The 18,309-nt window shown below is 64.3% G+C and carries 16 protein-coding genes; 3 read left to right on the top strand and 13 right to left on the bottom strand.

Features of this window, described 5'->3' with window-relative positions; all coding sequences use genetic code 11:
- Nucleotides 1-90: 90 nt before the first annotated feature.
- On the bottom strand, nt 91-555 hold the full coding sequence (locus AC1DSJ_RS23380; protein ID WP_441372270.1) for an Lrp/AsnC family transcriptional regulator: 465 nt from the start codon (nt 553-555) through the stop codon (nt 91-93).
- A 238-nt stretch (nt 556-793) separates the two neighbouring features.
- On the opposite strand from AC1DSJ_RS23380, the gene AC1DSJ_RS23375 reads away from it, so the two are divergent.
- On the top strand, nt 794-1,438 hold the full coding sequence (locus AC1DSJ_RS23375) for a LysE family translocator (RefSeq protein ID WP_441372269.1): 645 nt from the start codon (nt 794-796) through the stop codon (nt 1,436-1,438).
- Nucleotides 1,439-1,501: 63 nt separating this feature from the next.
- A complete protein-coding gene (locus AC1DSJ_RS23370; RefSeq protein WP_054426996.1) occupies nt 1,502-2,440 on the top strand; it encodes an EamA family transporter in 939 nt (312 codons plus the stop codon).
- 175 nt (nt 2,441-2,615) lie between these two features.
- On the opposite strand, the gene AC1DSJ_RS23365 is transcribed toward AC1DSJ_RS23370, so the two are convergent.
- The 10 genes from AC1DSJ_RS23365 to AC1DSJ_RS23320 all read right to left on the bottom strand — a co-directional run bounded on the left by AC1DSJ_RS23365 (nt 2,616) and on the right by AC1DSJ_RS23320 (nt 14,584).
- Nucleotides 2,616-3,635, bottom strand: a complete 1,020-nt coding sequence (locus tag AC1DSJ_RS23365) for a Bug family tripartite tricarboxylate transporter substrate binding protein (RefSeq protein ID WP_054426995.1) — start codon at nt 3,633-3,635, stop codon at nt 2,616-2,618.
- Between the two features lie 36 nt (nt 3,636-3,671).
- The gene (otnI, locus tag AC1DSJ_RS23360; protein WP_054426994.1) at nt 3,672-4,457 is read right to left on the bottom strand and encodes a 2-oxo-tetronate isomerase; all 786 of its coding nucleotides are present in this window, start codon (nt 4,455-4,457) and stop codon (nt 3,672-3,674) included.
- A gap of 80 nt (nt 4,458-4,537) precedes the next feature.
- Complete coding sequence (locus AC1DSJ_RS23355; protein WP_346552826.1) at nt 4,538-5,479, bottom strand: hydroxymethylglutaryl-CoA lyase; 942 nt, start codon at nt 5,477-5,479, stop codon at nt 4,538-4,540.
- Nucleotides 5,480-5,490: 11 nt separating this feature from the next.
- A complete protein-coding gene (locus tag AC1DSJ_RS23350) occupies nt 5,491-6,681 on the bottom strand; it encodes a CaiB/BaiF CoA transferase family protein (RefSeq protein ID WP_054426992.1) in 1,191 nt (396 codons plus the stop codon).
- A gap of 10 nt (nt 6,682-6,691) precedes the next feature.
- Complete coding sequence (locus tag AC1DSJ_RS23345) at nt 6,692-7,414, bottom strand: ABC transporter ATP-binding protein (RefSeq protein WP_175171579.1); 723 nt, start codon at nt 7,412-7,414, stop codon at nt 6,692-6,694.
- 11 nt (nt 7,415-7,425) lie between these two features.
- The gene (locus tag AC1DSJ_RS23340; RefSeq protein ID WP_441372268.1) at nt 7,426-9,198 is read right to left on the bottom strand and encodes a branched-chain amino acid ABC transporter ATP-binding protein/permease; all 1,773 of its coding nucleotides are present in this window, start codon (nt 9,196-9,198) and stop codon (nt 7,426-7,428) included.
- The gene (locus AC1DSJ_RS23335) at nt 9,195-10,109 is read right to left on the bottom strand and encodes a branched-chain amino acid ABC transporter permease (RefSeq protein ID WP_082387238.1); all 915 of its coding nucleotides are present in this window, start codon (nt 10,107-10,109) and stop codon (nt 9,195-9,197) included. Before AC1DSJ_RS23335 ends, AC1DSJ_RS23340 begins: the two co-directional genes overlap by 4 nt.
- Before the next feature lie 108 nt (nt 10,110-10,217).
- The gene (locus tag AC1DSJ_RS23330; RefSeq protein ID WP_441372267.1) at nt 10,218-11,420 is read right to left on the bottom strand and encodes an ABC transporter substrate-binding protein; all 1,203 of its coding nucleotides are present in this window, start codon (nt 11,418-11,420) and stop codon (nt 10,218-10,220) included.
- A gap of 41 nt (nt 11,421-11,461) precedes the next feature.
- The gene (locus tag AC1DSJ_RS23325) at nt 11,462-13,096 is read right to left on the bottom strand and encodes a GMC family oxidoreductase (RefSeq protein ID WP_441372266.1); all 1,635 of its coding nucleotides are present in this window, start codon (nt 13,094-13,096) and stop codon (nt 11,462-11,464) included.
- An 18-nt stretch (nt 13,097-13,114) separates the two neighbouring features.
- Nucleotides 13,115-14,584: an NAD-dependent succinate-semialdehyde dehydrogenase gene (locus tag AC1DSJ_RS23320; protein ID WP_441372265.1), complete on the bottom strand. Its 1,470-nt coding sequence runs from the start codon at nt 14,582-14,584 to the stop codon at nt 13,115-13,117.
- 187 nt (nt 14,585-14,771) lie between these two features.
- Here AC1DSJ_RS23320 and AC1DSJ_RS23315 point away from each other — a divergent pair, with 187 nt between their 5' ends.
- The gene (locus tag AC1DSJ_RS23315) at nt 14,772-15,662 is read left to right on the top strand and encodes a LysR substrate-binding domain-containing protein (protein ID WP_054427090.1); all 891 of its coding nucleotides are present in this window, start codon (nt 14,772-14,774) and stop codon (nt 15,660-15,662) included.
- A gap of 22 nt (nt 15,663-15,684) precedes the next feature.
- On the opposite strand, the gene AC1DSJ_RS23310 is transcribed toward AC1DSJ_RS23315, so the two are convergent.
- Together AC1DSJ_RS23310 and AC1DSJ_RS23305 are read right to left on the bottom strand one after the other, a co-directional pair.
- Entirely contained in the window at nt 15,685-16,881 is a 1,197-nt protein-coding gene (locus AC1DSJ_RS23310; protein ID WP_054426986.1) for an ABC transporter substrate-binding protein, read from the bottom strand.
- Nucleotides 16,882-17,010: 129 nt separating this feature from the next.
- The gene (locus tag AC1DSJ_RS23305; RefSeq protein WP_441372264.1) at nt 17,011-18,303 is read right to left on the bottom strand and encodes a dihydrolipoamide acetyltransferase family protein; all 1,293 of its coding nucleotides are present in this window, start codon (nt 18,301-18,303) and stop codon (nt 17,011-17,013) included.
- Between the last annotated feature and the right edge of the window lie 6 nt (nt 18,304-18,309).

Here is an 18,309-nt window from a genome sequence, read left to right as displayed (position 1 = left end):
TCGGCGGGGGCCTCGTCAGGCCAACGCCGTCGATCCGCTCAAACGCGATGCGTCCCGCAGGGAATGCCAGACCGCGTAGCCCTGCAATGGTTAAACCGGCACCGGAACGGTCAGCCCGTTCTTCACGCGGTTCATCACCACCAGCGTCGAAAACCGTTTGACGTTGGGGTTGCCCCAGAAGTGGCGTTGCGCAAAGCCTTCGTATTCCGCCATGTCGGCCATGGTCAGGGTCAGCACAAAATCGACTTCGCCCGTGACCGACAGGCACTGCATGATTTCCGGCGCGCCCTGCATGGCGCGCTTGAAGAGGTCCAGCTTGTCGGCGCGCTCGCTCTCCAGCGACACCAGCACCACCATCATGATTCCGCGCCCCACCGCGGCGGGGTCCACGACCGACACGTCGGCCGTCACCACCTTGGCTTCACGCAGCCGCTTCATGCGGCGCAGGCACGACACCGGCGACAGGTTCACGCGCTGGGCGACGTCCTGGCTGGTGCGCTGGTTGTCTTCTTGCAGGCTTTGCAAGATCTGAAGGTCGAAGTCGTCTAGTTCCATGAGGGTCTCGGAACGCAGGGGAATCAGGCCAGAGGCGAAGCCAAATGGGGGGCAAAGTTCCGGCGAAACGCCGGCAAATGCGGTCACCGGCAGATTCTAATCCTGGCCGCGACGCAACCCGGCCCCATTTCGACGGGAAACTTCATTTCGCCCCCTCCGGACGCAGGAATTCATCAAGCCGCTTGCTTACACTGGGAACCCACCCCCCGCGCTGCGGGATTTCCAGCCGTATCCCGCAATGCCGTCACTCCAGTTGTTCCTGCTTTTCCTCGCCGCCGACGCGGCGCTTAAACTCACGCCCGGCCCCGACATGGCGCTGACGCTGTCGCGGGGCATGACCCAAGGGTTCCGCCCGGCTTTCCACAGCGTGCTCGGCAACGTGGCGGCCGGTTTCATCCAGGTGCCGGCCGTGGTGCTGGGGCTGGCGTCGGTGCTGCAAGCCTTTCCGACGCTGTTCGTGGGCATCAAGGCGGCGGGCGGCCTGTACCTGGGTTACCTGGGCGTGAAAGCCATCATTCGCTGCGCGCAGTCGGCCGACGTGTCGTTGTCGGCCCGCCCCGGCGATGCGCGCGACGCCTTCTGGCAAGGCTTCATGACGAACCTGCTGAACCCGAAGGTGCTGCTCTTCATGATCGCCTTCCTGCCGCAGTTCACCACGCCGGACAACGGGCCGGTGTGGATTCAGATGCTGGTGCTGGGCGTCACCATGAAGGTGCTGAGCCTGCCGTACGGCAGTTGCTTTGCCTACGGCGCGTCGCGCATCCGGGGTTGGGTCGGGCGCAATCCGTGGTTTTTGCGGATGCAGCAGGGCCTGCTCGGCGCCATCATGCTCGGCCTGGCGCTGTATGTGCTTTACTCCTCGGCCGCGAACCCCATCCCCTGATCACTGGGCAACGCCCATTTGATCGTTGCACCGCCCCAACGTTTTGAGCTTCACCCCGCTTCCATGACCGCCGCCACCTTGAACTCCGGGCAAAACGCCTCGGCCTCCACCCTGCTCCCCACGCTGTCGCTGATCGGCGCGATGGCGTCTTTGTGCATCGGCACGTCGTTTGCCAAGTCGCTGTTCCCCGAAGTGGGTGCGCAAGGCACGACGGCGTATCGCATCGTCATCGGCGCCATCATCCTGATTGCGTTCTGGCGCCCGTGGCGGTTCCCGCTGACCCGTCAGAACGCCGGCAAGATCGCGCTGTACGGGGTGACGCTGGCATGCATGAATCTGCTCTTCTATATGGCGTTGCAAACGCTGCCGCTGGGGGTGGCCATCGCCATCGAATTCACCGGGCCGCTGACGTTGGCGGTGGTGCTATCGCGGCGCGCGATCGACTTCTTGTGGATCGCCTGTGCGCTGGCCGGCTTGGTGCTGCTGATTCCCACCGGCCAATCCGTCCATGACCTGGACCCCACCGGCATTGCCTATGCCTTGGCTGCGGCGGTGTGTTGGGCGCTGTACATCATCTTTGGCAAGATGGCCGGCAATGTGCACGGCGGCCAGGCGACATCGCTGGGCCTGCTGGCGGCCGCCATGGTCGCGCTGCCCGTCGGCGCGGCGCATGCGGGCATGGCCTTGCTGGACCCGAAGCTGATTTTGGCCGGCATCGGCGTGGGCATCCTGTCCAGCGCGCTGCCGTACTCGCTGGAAATGGTGGCGTTGCGGCGCTTGCCGCAAAAAACGTTTGGCGTGCTGCTCAGCATGGAACCCGCGATGGGCGCGCTGGCCGGCGTCATCGTGTTGAACGAACATCTGAGCCAGACGCAATGGCTGGCCATCTGCGGCATCGTCATTGCATCGGCCGGTTGCGCGGCAACGGCGCAGCGTGGAAAAAAGCGCGCGGCGTCGGCGCAACGCGGGAAGAAACGCGCAGGCGCGACGGCGCGGGATTAAGCGCCGGGGTCTGACGGCTTGGCTTGATCGCTGGACCAGGCGCCGGGGTTTGACGGCTTGCCTTAACTGCCGGACTAGGCGCCGGGGTTTGACGGCTTGGCTTGACTGCCGGACTAGGCGCCGGGGTTGCGCGTCTGGATATCGCGCCAGCGCCACTTGCCAACCAGGCCTGGCGTTACTCCGCCGAAATGCCCTTATGGCGGATCACCGCGCCCCAGCGCTCGTATTCCTCGCGCGTGAACGCCGCGAATTCCCGTGGCGTGCTGCCCGTGGGTTCCATGCCTTGCAGGGTCAGCTGCTTGACCACATCGGGCGACTTCAACGCGGCAACAATCGCGCGGCTGAGCTTGTCGACGATGGGTGCGGGCGTACCGGCCGGCGCCACGACGGCTTGCCACGCCGCAGCTTCAAACGTGTGCCCGCCCGCTTCGGCGAACGTCGGCACGTCGGGTAACTGCGCGGAGCGCTTTGCGGCAGGCACCGCAATCGCACGCAGCTTGCCCGCCTGAATCAACGGACGCGCCGCGGCCAAGTCGGCCATCATCAGCGGCACCACCCCCGAAGCCACATCCTGCAACGCGGGCGGCGTGCCCTTGTACGGAATCGCGGTGGCGCGGCCGCCAATGGATTCCAGGAACAATTCCATCGCCAGATGATGCGGGCTGCCCACGCCCAGCGACGCATAACTGCCCGGCTGCGCGCTGCGCAGATAGTGCATGACGGCGGGCAGATCGGTCAGGTCGGAACCCGGGGACGTCACCAGCACGATCGGCAAGGACACCAGCGTCGAGACCGGCGTGAAATCGCGGCCCGCGGCGTACGGCAGCTGCTTGTACAGCCACGGGTTCAGCGCCAGCGTGCTCATGCCCGCCGTCATCAGCGTGTAGCCATCGGGCGCGGCGCGCGCGGTCTCTTGGGCCGCGACGATGGTGGCCGCACCGGGGCGGTTTTCAACGACGATCGGCTGCCCCAGCGATTCGCCCACATGCTTGGCGACGATGCGGGTGGCGATATCGCTGCCGCCGCCCGCACTGAACGGCACCAGCCAACGGATGGGATGATCGGGATATTCCGCCGCGCAGGCGGCCGCGGCGGCGCCCGTCAACGCAACGGCCATCAAGGCGCGAGACACGGTGCGAGACAAGGCACGGGACAACGCAAGCGCCGCAACGCGCGGCAACAAACTTCGGGTCATGTCAGATTTCCTGGACTTATTTTTTGATGAACCGCATCAGGCGCGCGCGGCGTTCAGCCATCGCAAACCGGCCGAGGTGGAACCGGCCGGCCGGTATTCGCAGCCGATCCAACCGGCGTATTCCAGCTCGCGCAGCACGCTGAACACCCAGCCGTAATCAAGTTCGCCGCGATCCGGTTCCTGACGCTGCGGCACACCCGCAATCTGCAAATGCCCGACGCGGCCGGTCGGCAAATATTCCCGCAGCTTGGTGGTGACATCGCCCTCGACGATCTGGCAATGATAAAGGTCCATCTGCACTTTCAGATTGGACGCGTTCACCGCCTGCACGATCGCATGCGCATCGTCTTGGCGGTTCAGGAAATATCCGGGGATGTCGCGGGTGTTGATGGGTTCGATCAGGACGGTGACGCCCACCGACCGCGCCTGGCGCGCGGCCCAGTCCAGATTCTCGTAGTAGCAATCCAGCAAGGTCTGGCGCGAGGCATCAGCGGGCGCAATGCCCGCCATCACGTGCACATTCGAGCAGGACAGCGTGGTGGCGTAAGCCAGCGCCTGCTCAACGCCCGCGCGAAATTCCGACTGCCGTCCCGGCAATGCGGCCAGCCCGCGATCACCTTGGCTTGCCACGCCCGGCGGCGCGTTGAACAGCACCTGCGACACGCCGGCCGCGTCCATGCGTTCACGCACGAAGGCGGCGGGTTCCTCATACGGAAACATGCATTCCACACCGGTATAGCCGTCAGAGGCGGCGGCGGCATAGCGGTCCAGGAACGCGTGTTCCTGATACATCATCGACAGATTGGCGGCGAATTTCAGCATGGCGGGGCTCCGTACCGGGCGGCATCCCGGCAACTTAGCACACCGCCGCGCGGTCCGCGCGCCCTGCGTTACCCCTCGCGCTACGCCGGGGCGCCAGGCGCCGGATGCAAGGTCAGCCGAGGGCCGGCTTTGAGGATCTGGCTGGGAATGTCGTGCCCGACCAATGCGGGCAAGGTCGCCGCGATACCCAGGATGCGCGTCAGGTCCACGCCCGTGTCGTAGCCCATCAGCTCCAGCATGTGCACAAGCTCTTCCGTGCACACATTGCCGCTTGCGCCCGGCGCGTAAGGGCAGCCGCCCAGGCCGCCCAAGGACGCATCGAAGCGGTCGATACCCGCCTCCAGCGCCGCCAGCGTATTGGCCAGCGCCATGCCGCGCGTGTTGTGAAAGTGCATGGTGGTTGTCAGGTCGGGGAACAGCTTGCGCACCTCGCGCCCGATCTTGCCGACTTGCGTGGGGTAGGCCATGCCCGTCGTGTCGCACAAGGTCACGCCGTCCACGCCCAGCGCGGCAAAGCGCCCCACCAGCTCCAGCACGTCGAACGCGTTGATGTCGCCTTCCATCGGGCAGCCAAACACCGTGGACAACGACACATTGATCGCCACCCGGCTGCCGCGCACCGCGTTCACTACGTCGCTCAATTGTTCGAACGACTGCTCGCGCGTCATGCGCAGGTTGGCGCGGTTGTGCGTTTCGCTGACCGACATCACCAGATTGACCTCGTCCACGTTGCACTCCAGCGCCCGCTGCGCACCGCGCACATTGGGCACCAGCACCGTGTAGATCACATCCGGATTGCGCTCGATCTCGTGCATCACGACTTCGGCATCGCGCAGCGCGGGAATCGCTTTTGGAGACGTGAACGACGTGGCCTCGATCTTCGCAAAGCCGCTTTGCGACAGCGCGTTGATGAAGTCGATTTTGTCTTGCGTCTCGATGAACTGCTTTTCGTTCTGAAAGCCGTCCCGCGGCGCGACGTCCTGGATGTACAGCTTCTTGCGGTTTGCGCTCGGTTCGTTCATGGCCTTCCTTATCAGATGATGCCGCGTGCGCGCCAATCGGCGCGCTTTGCCTCGTCTACGCCCAACCCGGCCAGCACGTCGTCGGTATCCTGGCCCAGCGCGGGTGCGGCGCTGCGCACTTCGCCCGGCGTCTCGGACAACTTCGGCACAATGCCCGGCAGCTTGATCGGCGTGCCGTCCGGCAGCGCGCCGTCCAGGATCATGCCGCGCGCCTGGTAGTGCGGGTCGGCCGCGATGTCGGCCACGTCGTAGATCTTGCCGGCGGGAATCTGCCCTTCATTCAAGCGCGCCAGCACCACGTCCAGCGGATGCTGGCCCGTCCATTGCGAGATGGCGTCATCCAGCATCACCACGTGCTTCACGCGGCCCGCGTTGTTGGAAAGCTCCGGCGATTCCGCCAGATCCGGCCGGCCGATCACGCCCATCAAGCGCTTGAAGATGCTGTCGCCATTACCGGCCACCAGCACGTACTTGTTGTCCTGGCAGCGGTAGGCATTGCTGGGTGCGATGCCCGGCAGGCTGCTGCCTGCGGGCTGGCGCACCTCGTTGAACACGGCATACTCAGGCAGCAGGCTTTCCATCATGTTGAAGACGGACTCGTACAGCGCCACGTCGATCATCTGGCCCTGGCCGTTCTGATCACGCGCCCGCAGCGCCAGCAGGATGCCAATCACGCCATGCAGCGCCGACAGCGAATCGCCAATCGAAATGCCGACTCGCACGGGCGTGCGGTCTGGCTCGCCGCTCAGGTGGCGCAGGCCGCCCATGGCTTCACCAATTGCGCCAAAGCCCGGCAGGTCGCGATAGGGCCCGGTCTGGCCGTAACCCGACACGCGCAGCATCACCAGACGCGGATTGATCGCGCGCAGGTCTTCCCAGCCCAGGCCCCAGCCTTCCATCGTGCCCGGCTTGAAGTTCTCGACAACAACGTCGATGTCCTTGACCAGTTCACGGATCAGGTCCTGCGCTTCGGGCTGGCGCAGGTCCAGGCTTACCGACTTCTTGTTGCGCGACTGCACTTGCCACCACACGGACGTGCCGTCGTGGATCAGGCGCCAGTTGCGCAGGGGGTCGCCCTTGCCGGGCGGCTCGATCTTGATCACCTCGGCGCCAAATTCGCCCAGCATCTTGGCGGCGAACGGCCCGGCGATCAGCTGGCCCAACTCCAGCACACGGATACCGCTCAAAGGTTTGGATGACATGATTGCCTCGTCAGCTCTTGTGTTTTCCCAGATAGGCCTCGCGCACGCGCTCGCTGGCCAGCAATTCCTGGCCGGTACCTTCCATCACGATGGAACCCACCTCCAGCACATAGGCGCGGTCTGAAATGGACAGCGCCTGATTGGCCATCTGCTCGACCAGCAAAATCGTCATGCCGCGTTCCTTCAGCGACTTGATGATCTTGAAGATCTCGGCCACGATCAACGGCGCGAGCCCCAGGGAAGGTTCGTCCAGCATCAGGATGCGCGGCTTGCTCATCAGCGCGCGGCAAATGGCCAGCATCTGCTGCTCGCCGCCCGACAACGTGCCAGCGTACTGATCCCGGCGCTCTTTCAGGCGCGGGAACATTGCAAAGCAGCTTTCAATCTCAACGGCCAACTCCGCCGGCGTTTCGCGGCGCAGAAAGGCGCCCAGCATCAGGTTGTCGAACACGGTCTGGTCGGGGAACACCTGGCGCCCTTCCGGCACGTGTGCAATGCCCAGCCCCACGCGCTTGTGCGCGCTCACGCCGCCCAGGTCCTGCCCCGCAAACGCGATGGACCCAGTCGACTTTTCGATGCCCGACAACGCGCGCATCATCGTGCTTTTGCCCGCGCCGTTGCCACCGATGATGGTCACGATTTCGTTCGTGTCCACATGCAGCGACACCTGCTTCAAAGCATTGACGGCGCCGTAGCTCACCGCCAGGTTCTTGATGTCCAGTAATCGGCTCATGGTGGTGTCTCCTATGCGGGCGCGCCCAGGTAGGCTTCGATCACTTTCGGATTCTCCTGGATATGGTTCGGCAGGCCGGAGGCGATCTTCACGCCATAGTCCAGCACAACGATATGGTCCGAAATCGCCATGACCAGGTCCATGTGATGCTCGATCAGCAGGATGGTCAGGCCCATGTTCTTCAACTTCACGATCAGGTCGGTCAGCTGGTCGGTCTCGGCCGGGTTCAGGCCGGCGGCGGGTTCATCCAGCAGCAGCAAGTCCGGCATGGCGGCCACCGCACGGGCAATCTCCAGCCGGCGCTGCAAGCCGTACGGCAAGCTGTTGGCCGCGTCGTCCGCATAGCGGTCCAGCTCGAAGAACTTCAGAATCGCAAACGCTTCGCGGCGCATGCGGCGCTCTTCAAGCAAGCTTGCGGGCAGGCCCAACAGGTTCGAGAAGAAGCCTGATTTCTGCACCCGGTAAAAGCCCACCATCACGTTCTCAAGCGCCGTCAGCCCATCGAACAGCTTCAGGTTCTGGAACGTGCGGCCAATGCCCGAGGCCGCGATTTCGTTGGGCGACAGGCCCACCATCTGCTTGCCCTTGAAGCGGATGCTGCCGGCGTCCGGCGCAACCAGACCCGACAACAGATTAAGCGTCGTCGTCTTGCCCGCACCGTTGGGGCCAATCAGCGACACAATAGACCCTTGCGCCAGCGAGAACGACACCTTGTTGGTCGGGATCACGCCGCCGAAGGCTTTGTACAAGTCCTTCACTTCCAGGAAGTCGGAAGCCCCCCGCTGCGCAGACGACGAAGCCGCACGCTCGGGCGTCCATTCGGCCGCCGCCGCGCTACGCGCCAGCGCATCACGCTGACCGCGTTGCGGCAACACCCGGCGCAACAGGCCGTCCAGGCCTTCCGGCATGGCGTACAACGCAAACAGCAGGATCAGGCCATAGGCGAAATGCTGCACTTCAGGCCAACGCGCAAGCATTGCGTCCAGCACCGTCAACACGACGGCGCCCAAGAACGAGCCTACCGGCGTGCGGCCGCCAAACAGCACCAGCACCAGGAAGAACACCGATAGATTGAAATTGACGAAGTCCGAGTTGATGTACTGGTTCTGCTGCGCCACCAAACCGCCGGCGATGCCGCAGGTGATGGCGCTGATGGCAAACGCCAGAATCTTGAAACGGTAGACGCTGATGCCCACGCTTTCAGCGGCGATCTCGGACGTGCGCACGGCCGCAAAGCCACGGCCAAAGCGCCCGTTCAACAACAGCGACGTCATCGCATGCAAGGCCAAGCCCAGCCCCACCACCACGACCACCCATTGGCGGCTATCCAGCGTGGCGCCGTTGAACGTCAGGCCGGTGATGCCGTAGAAGCCTTCCTGCCCCTTGAACACATCCGTCCATTCGGACACGATCTTTTCAATCAAGAGGCCGAACGCGATGGTGACCATGGCCAGGCTCGGCCCCTTCACCTTCAATGCCGGAATGGCGATGGCCACGCCGAACACCGCGGACACGCCCGCTGCACATAACAGCGCCAGCCACGGGTTGACCTGGTAGTTCACCGTCAGCAGCGCCACTGTGTAGGCGCCCACGCCGAACAGGCCGGCATGGCCCAGCGACTTCTGGCCGGTCTGTCCGACCAGAATATTGAAGCCAGTGGCGGCAATGTAATAGACCCCGATGTTGAACAGGATCAGCAGATAAAAATCGTTCAGCCCCGAATAGGCGAACCCCACGGCAAGCGCCGCGATGACAAGCGGAATAAGTAGTTTGGACATGTTCACACCTTCTCCGCATGCACGCGGCCGAGGATGCCCGCCGGGCGGAAATACAGCACGACGATGATCAGCGCAAACACCGCGATCTCGCGCAGGTTCGAATACCACAGGCCGATCAGCGACTCCAGCAGCCCGATCAGGAAGCCGCCAAAGATGCAGCCGCGCGGGTTCTCAAGCCCGCCCAGGATGGCGGCCGAAAACGCTTTCAGCGACAGCAGCGTGCCCACGAACACGGATGCCGTGGCAATCGGTGCGATCATCACGCCGGCAATCGCCGCCAGCGCCGAGCTGATGACAAACACCGCCACCGCCACCGCATTCGCGTTGATGCCCATCAGGCTGGCGGTGGACTTGCTGAACGCCACCGCACGCACCGCCTTGCCCATCTTGGTCTTGTGCAAGGCCCAATCGAACACGATCATCAGTACAAGCGTCGTGCAGAACACCAAAATCTCCTGCGGACGCACGCCCGTGCCGAAGATCGTGATGATGCCTTCGCCCAAGGGCGACGCCACCGCGATCGGCGCGGGGCCCCAGATCAGCAGCGCCAGGTTCTGGATGATGATGCCAAAGCCGATGGTGCTCATCACCCACGACAAGCCGGCCTCACCCACAAAGTGCTTGATGGCCGTGATGTACAGCACGAAACCCAGCAGGCCCAGGATGAGCATGGCGGCCAGCAGCGCGAACAGGAACGATCCCCAGGTCACGTCTTCCGGGTTGGGAAAGCCGATCAGCTTGCCCTGCGTCACCAGCAGAATCGCGCTGATGCCGATCAGGCTGGCAAGCGCCAGGAACGCGCCCTGGCCGAAGTTGAACGTCTTGGTCGTGGTGTACGTGATGCTGAACCCGAACGCGACCAGGGCATAGACGCTGCCCATGGCCAATCCACTCAATATGGCTTGTAGTATTTGCATGCTGAAGGCCCCCTTTTGACGACTCCCGCGCAGCGGTGGCGCCGCGCGGGAGAGATCCTTGATGTCCTGCTGACTGACGTGATTGCCGCTATGCGTTAGCGCTTCGCGTTACAGCTTCAAGTCTTCCGGCTTGATCGCGCGCGTCACCTCGTCGTCCACCGTCACCACCTTGCCGTCGATCCAGCGCACCAGGCGGAAGTCCTTCACCGACAAGGCTTCGTGGTTGTCCGCCGAGAACGGCTGCTGATAGCTCTTGATCACGCCTTGCGCCTGCTGCAATTGCTGCAAGGCGGCCTGCACCGCCGCGCCGTCGGTGGACTTGGCCTGCTCCATGGCGGCCGCAATCAGCTTGACCGAGTCATAGGCCTGCGCCGCCATCACGTAGGTGGGTACGCGGCCATCGCGCTTCATCAGCGTGTCGTACAAGGCCTTGGATTGCGGTGACGAATCTTCGGTAATCGACGCCGTGAAGATCATCTTGCCGGCCAGTTCCGGGCCGGCAATGCGCAGGAACGGCGAGCTCAGGTTGGCCCACGAGGCCAGCGTCGTCGGGAAGTAGTTGATCTTTTCCAGGCTGCGCATCACGTGCGCGTTGGAATCCGCCAGCGCGTAGACGATCAGCGTGTCTGCGCCCGATGCCTTGATCTTGTTCAGCTGCGAGCTCATGTCGGTATCTTTCGGACCGAACTTCTCGTTCGCCACCGGCGTGACCTTGTGCAGCGCCAGGATTTCCAGCGCGTCTTTCGCGCCTTGCTGGCCGTAGCCGGTGGTGTCGGCAATGATGGCGATCTTGCCCGACTTGCTGGCGCGCGCCGCGTAGGCGGCCAACAGCGCGATCTGGTCGCGGTCGCGCATGGACACGCGGAACACGTAGTTCGGCGGCGTCTTGGCGTAGCGGCCCGTGATGTCGGTGGCGGTGGCCACCGGCGAGATCGTCGGAATCTTCTTCTGCTGCACGATGTGCAGCCACGCCAGCATGTTGCCGGAGTTCACGCCGCCCAACATCGCGTTGACCTTGATGTTGTCGACCAGCTCATTGGTGTTCTGAATCGCCTTGGGCGGAGCGCCCACGTCATCGCGTTCGACGATGACGACCTTTTTGCCCAGCACGCCGCCGACTGCGTTAAGGTCGTCGGCTGCCTGGCGCGCGCCAGCCAGCGCCGAAATGCCGAAGTCGGCCGAACCGGTAGCCGACATATCGCTGTTGAAGCCGATCTTGATGTCGTCGGCCTGCGCGCTTGCGGCCGCGCCCATCAGCGCCGCCGACAGCAGCAGGGCCTTCATCGTCTTGGGGAAATGCTTGGTGTACACGTTGTCTCCTAGGGATCACTCAAGTGATCACGATGGCTTATTCAGGCTTTCCTGATCAGATCGGCCGCCTTGTTGCCGATCATCATGGTTGCGGCGCAGATGTTCGCCGACGGCATGGATGGCATGACCGACGAATCGATCACACGCAGGTTCTGCACGCCGTGCACGCGCAGCTGCGCGTCCACCACGGCATATTTGTCGTCGGCCGGACCCATGCGGGCCGTACCGTTGACGTGATAGGACGACACGCCAAAACGGCGCGCGAAATCTAGCAGTTCGGAATCCGATTCGCACAACGGGCCGGGCAGCGCTTCGCCGTCCGAAAACGGCGCCAGCGCCTGCGATTGCAGCAACCGGCGCGCAAGGCGGATGCCGCGCACCAGCGTGACTTGATCGCGTTCATCGGCCAGATAGTTGGCCAGGATGATGGGGTCTTGCAGCGGGTCGGCCGACTGAATGCGGACCTGACCGCGGCTGTCGGGGCGGTGTTGCCAGACGCCTGCGGTCATGCCAGGGAAGTCATCCAGCACGCCCACATAGCCTTCCTTGTAGCTGGCGGGCGTGAACACGCCTTGCAGGTCGGGCGCAGTGAGTTCGGGCGTGGACTTCCAGAAGTAATGCAGCAGCGACGGGCTCAGCGCCATGATGCTGGGCCGCTTCATCATCCAGCGGCTGATCTGGCCGGCCAGGCTGAAGCCCTTCACCAGCTCGTTCATCGTCTTGCTGTTCTTCACGCGCGCCACGATGCGCACGGAGTAGTGGTCGCTCAGGTTCTCGCCCACGCCGGGCAGGTCGCGCACGACGTCGATGCCATGCTGGCGCAGCAGATCAGCCGGGCCAATGCCCGACAGCTGCAGCAGCTTGGGCGTGTTGATCGCCCCGCACGCGACGATGACTTCGCGGCTGGCGCGCACGGCGCGCACACGGCTGGGATGCGCCGGATGGCAATAGGCCACGCCCACGGCGCGCGTGCCGTCGAACAGCACGCGGGTCGCTTGCGCGTAGGTGCGCACGTCCAGGTTCTTGCGCGCCATCGCGGGCTTCAGGAAGCACTTGGCCGTACTCATGCGCCAGCCGTTGCTGATGGTGCGCTGGAAGTAGCCGACGCCCGCCTGCTCGGCGCCGTTGTAATCGGGGTTGCGCGGAATGCCCTGCTCGACCGCGCCCGCGATGAACGCTTCGCACAGCGGATGAATCCAGTCGATGTCGGTGACGGGCAGTTCGCCCTGGCGTCCGCGGTAGCGGTCGTCGCCACCCACGCGGCGTTCCATTGACTTGAAGTACGGCAGCACGTCCGCATACGCCCAGCCCGGGTTGCCCAGGCTGGCCCAGTGGTCGAAGTCGGCCGCCTGGCCACGGTTATAGACCAGGCCGTTGATGGACGTGGAGCCGCCCAGCGTGCGGCCCTGCGGGATCGGCACGCGCCGCCCGTTGGTTTGCGCCGTGCCTTCGCTGGAAAACTGCCAGGCGTATTTCTTGTTGAACACGGCCTTGATGAAGCCGGCCGGGATGTGCAGAAAGGGGCTGTTGTCGGGCGGGCCCGCTTCCAGCACACACACGGTGGCGCCGTCGGCCGACAAGCGGTTGGCCAGGATGGACCCGGCCGCGCCGGAACCGACAATCACATAATCGAACGTATCGGCATCGCGCAGGGATGCTTGCTGTGCTGGGCTCATGTCAGGAATCCGGAAGGCTTAGCGCGGGGCGTTGAACGACTTGCCGCCCAGGCACACGTATTTGATTTCAAGGAATTCTTCGATGCCGTACTTCGAACCTTCGCGGCCCACGCCCGATTCCTTGATGCCGCCAAACGGGCCGACCTCGTTGGAGACCGCGCCCGTGTTCACGCCCACGATGCCGTATTCCAGCGCTTCCATCACGCGCCACACGCGTTCCAGATTGGCCGTATAGAAATAAGCGGCCAGGCCCGAGGCGCTGTCATTGGCGCGCGCCAGCACGTCGGCTTCGGACTCAAAGGTGCTGATGCCCACCACCGGCCCGAAGATTTCTTCGTGCGCCAGTTCCATGGCGTCGGTGATGCCGGCGAGCAGCGTCGGTTCATACAACAAGGTGCCCGCCTGGCGCAGCTTGCCGCCTGCCAGCAGCGACGCGCCGTGCGCGGTGGCGTCCGCCACTAGACGCGTCACCTTGTCGACGGCGCGCTGATCGATCAGCGGGCCTTGCGTGACACCCGCTTCCAAGCCGCCACCCACCTTCATACGGCGGATTTCGGCCAGCAGCTTGTCGTTGAAGGCACCGGCCACGCTGGCGTGCACGTAGACGCGGTTGGCGCAGACGCAGGTCTGGCCGGCGTTACGGAATTTGGAGAGCACCAGCCCCGCCACCGCCTCGTCCAGATCGGCGTCTTCGAACACGATGAAGGGCGCGTTGCCGCCCAGTTCCAGCGACAGCTTCTTGATGTTGGATGCGCTTTGCTGCATCAACAGGCGGCCCGTCTGCGTGGAGCCGGTGAACGTCAACTTGCGCACCGTGGGGTTCTGCGTCAGTTCGGTGCCGATGGGAGCCGGGTCGCCAATAACCACGTTCAGCACGCCCGGCGGGATGCCGGCCTGCTCGCCCAGCCAGGCCAGCGCCAGCGCGGTGAACGGCGTCAGTTCAGACGGCTTGAGCACCACCGTGCAGCCGGCGGCCAGCGCCGGGCTGACCTTGCGCGTTACGAGCGCCGACGGAAAATTCCACGCAATGATGGCCGCGCACACGCCCACGGGCTGGCGGATCGCCATCATGCGCTGGTCGCTGCGCGTGGACGGCAGCACGTCGCCGTAGACGCGCTTGGCTTCCTCGGCGAACCACTCGACGAACGACAGCGCGTAGTTCAGTTCGCCCCGCGCTTCGGCCAGCGGCTTGCCCTGCTCGAGCGTCAGCAGCAGCGCCAGGTCGTCGCTATTGGCTTCGATCAGCGTGTGCCAGCGGCGCAGAATGGCGCCCCGCTCCTTGCCGGTCTTGGCGCGCCACGCGGGCAGCGCGGCATCGGCCGCCGCGATGGCGCGGGCGGTTTCGGCCTGACCCAGGTTGGGCACGGTGCCGAGCACGCTGGCATCAAAGGGATTGCGCACCGTGATGGTGGCCTGATTGTCGGCGTCGCACCAGGCGCCGCCAATGTACGCCTGCTGCCGCAGCAGCTGGCTGTTTTGCAAATGCATCGTCGTCTCGCTCCATCCACCATTCTTGCGCCGTCCGCGCAGGGCGGCCGGTCACTATTTTTCGTGAGGATAGCGCCGGGCTTGCCGTCCCCAATAGCAGTCATTAACGATGCCGCCATCGCCAAACGCGATGGCAAGCCCGCGCGTGGCTACAATGGCCCGTCCCGTCCGTTGCCCGCCCGCCACCATGCGTTTAGACCCCACTTCCCTCAAGCTTTTCATCAGCGTGGTCGAGCAAGGCACCATCGCAGCGGCGGCCGAACACGAGCACATTGCCGCGGCCGCCATCAGCAAACGCATCAGCGAACTTGAAGACAACCTGAAGATCCGGCTGCTGATCCGCACCAACAAGGGCATACGCCCCACACCGGCAGGCGTCGCGCTATCCACCATGGCGCGGCGCGCGCTGCACGAGCTGGACGAAATCTCCGTGCAGATGCGCGACTACTCGCGCGGGCTGCGCGGCTTCATCCGCGTCTACGCCAACATTTCCGCCATCACGCAGTTCCTGCCGCAAGACATCAAGCTGTTCCTGAACGACTACCCTAACGTGCAGGTGGACCTGGAAGAGAAAATCACGTCCACCATCATCAAGTCGGTGGCCGAGAACGCGGCGGACGTGGGCATCTTCTCGGGCGACGCGCCCGATACCGACGTTGAGATCCGCCCCTACCGCGAAGACACGCTTGCGCTCGTCGTGCCCGCCGATCACCCCTTGCGCGACAAGCCCGGCTTTCGCTTCGCGGACGCGCTGGAACACGACTTCATCGGCCTGCATCGCGGCAGCGCCATCAACCGCATCCTGTCGGCCGCCGCCGACGACGAGAAGCGCAACATCCGCTTGAAGGTGCAGGTGACCGGCTTTGACGCGCTGTGCTTCATGGTCAATTCCGGGCTGGGCATAGGCGTGCTGCCGCTGGACATTGCGCGCCGCTACTCGGTCATGTTCGACCTGCGCATCATCCCGCTGGCCGAACCCTGGGCGCGCCGCAAGATCCAGATCTGCGTGCGGTCGTTTGATTCGCTGCCCACCGCCGCCAAGCTCTTCGTCAACCACCTGAGCCGCGGCCAGGCCTGAACAGGCCCGGCCGCGCGCCGCCTTATTGCTTCAGGTCTTCGGGCTTGATGGCCTGCGTGACGGCGTCGTCAACCGACACCACCTTGCCGTCCACCCAGCGCACCAGCCGGAAGTCCTTGTACGACAGGGCTTCGTGGTTGGCCTTGGTGAAGGCCGGCGCGTAGGCCTTGATCACGCCATCCACCTTGCCCAGGTTCTCCAGCGCCTGCTGCACCTTTTCGCCATCAGTGGACTTCGCCTGCGTCATCGCCGCCGCCAGGATCTTCACCGAGTCATAGGCGTGCGCCGCGAACACATAGGTGGGCAGCTTGCCCTCCTTTTTCATGATGGTGTCGTACAGCGCCTTGGATTGCGGCGTGGAGTCTTCGGTAATGGACGCCGAGAAGATCATCTTCTTGGCCAGCTCCGGCCCCGCAATGCGCAGGAACGGAGGGCTCAGGTTCGACCACGAACCGAGCGTGGTCGGGTAGTAGCCGATTTTTTCCTGGCTGCGCATCAGGTGGCCGTTGGAATCCGCCAGCGCGTAGACGATCAGCGTGTCCGCGCCCGACGCCTTGATCTTGTTCAGCTGCGAGCTCATGTCCGTGTCCTTCGGACCGAACTTCTCATTGGCCACCGGCGTGATGCCGTGCAACTGCAAGACGGCGGCTGCGTCTTTCGCGCCCTGCTGCCCGTAGCCCGTCGTATCGGCAATGATGGCGACCTTCTTGTTCTTCGTCGCGCGCGCCGCGTAGGCTGCCAGCAGCGTGATCTGGTCCAGGTCCCGCATGGAAACGCGGAAGATGTAGTTGGCCGGTTCCTTGCTGTAGCGGTTGGTGATTTCGGTGGCCGTGGCCGAGGGCGAAATGGTCGGAATCTTCTTCTGTTGCACGATGTGCAGCCAGGCCAGCATGTTGCCCGAGTTCACCCCGCCCAGCATCGCCACGACTTTTTCGTTGTCGACCAGCTCGTTGGCGTTCTGAATGGACTTGGGCGGCGAGCCCACGTCATCACGCGGCACGATGACGATCTTTCTGCCCAGCACGCCGCCTGCGGCGTTGATCTCTTCGGCGGCCTGCCGCGCGCCCGACAACGCCGACACGCCAAAGTCGGCCGAGCCGCTGGCGGACATGTCGCTGTTGTATCCGATCTTGATATCGCTCTGCGCCCAGGCGCCCTGCGCGGCAACCACCAGGGCGGCGGCGCAGGCAAGGCGCGTCAGCGGATTCTGCTTGTTCATTGCTTTGTCTCCAGACTTTATGTAATGGTGCTTCGACTTACCTGCCGCCATCGGTCTGTGCGCCGTTCGCGGTCCACCCTGCGCGCTGCTGATGTGGACACTGACTAGAACAACCTTCCACTCAACACGCTAGAGAATCAATTCGATGGGATGTTCCAGCAAATGCCGGACATCCTTCAGAAATCTTGCGCCCACTGCGCCATCCACCACACGATGGTCTGCCGACAGCGTCAGGCTCATCACGTGGCCGATGGCCAGCGCATCGCCGTCCACCACCGGCTGACGCGTCACCGCGCCCGCCGCCAGAATGACGGACTGCGGCGGGTTGATGATGGCGGCGAACGACTTCACGCCATGCATGCCCAGATTCGACACCGTCAGGCTGCCGCCTTCGTATTGCTCTGGGCGCAGCCGTCCCGCGCGCGCCTGCTCGGTCAGCTGGCGGACTTCTGCGGAGAGTTCACGCAGGCCTTTGCGATCAGCGTCTCGCAAGATGGGTGTGATCAGACCCGAGTCCAGCGCAACGGCGAAGCTCAGGTCAACCTGATCGTGGCGCAGCACGCCGTCGTCCGTCCATTGCGCGTTGATGTCCGCCACGCGTGCGGCGGCACGCGCCACGGCCAGCAGCAGCAAGTCGTTCAATGAATAGCGGACGGGGGCCGGGCTGGCTTGCGCGCTGGCGTTCAACGATTCGCGCGCCGCCATCATCGCGTCCATACGGCAGTCCACCGTCAGGTAGAAGTGCGGAATCTGCTGCTTGGACTGCACCAGCCGGCGCGCGATGGTGGCGCGCATGGGCGTGTGGGGTGTGAGCGTTCCCAGGCTTGCGGATGCGGTGGGGTTCGCGGGCCGCGCGGAGTCCGTTGCCGGCGCGGACTTGGTGTCCACGGCGGGACGCTGTTCTGCGGCGTGTTCGATATCCACCCGCACGATCCGGCCGTTCGGACCGCTGCCGGCCAACGTGCGCAGGTCCACGCCCATCAGGCGCGCCAGCCGACGCGCAGACGGACTGGCGAAGAGGCGATGCGCGGGGGGCTCGGCAGCGAAAGGCGCGGACACCGGGGCAGGCGCAGAGGCTGGAGCAGAGGCAGGTGCAGAGGCAGAGGCAGACGCAGACGCAGGTGCAGACTCAAGCGCTTCTTCGGCGCGCGCCGAAACGGGCGTTTGCACCTTGTTCGCGCCCTCTGCCAACATCGTCGCGATGACGTCACCCACCGGCACGGCGGTGTCGCCTGCCGCAACATGGATGCGGTCGAGCACGCCGCTATCCACGGCTTCCAGTTCAATGACCGCCTTGTCCGTTTCGATTTCGGCCAGGATATCGCCCACCTTGACCGTGTCGCCGGACTGCTTCAACCATTGGAGAATTCTGCCCTGCGTCGTGCCCGCGCCAATCGCGGGCATTACGACCTCGATATCCATGTCTCA

Source organism: Achromobacter sp. 01N37, assembly GCF_056399725.1.
The sequence above is the reverse complement of the archived record's forward strand: the minus strand, read 5'-3'. Positions and strand labels throughout refer to the sequence as shown.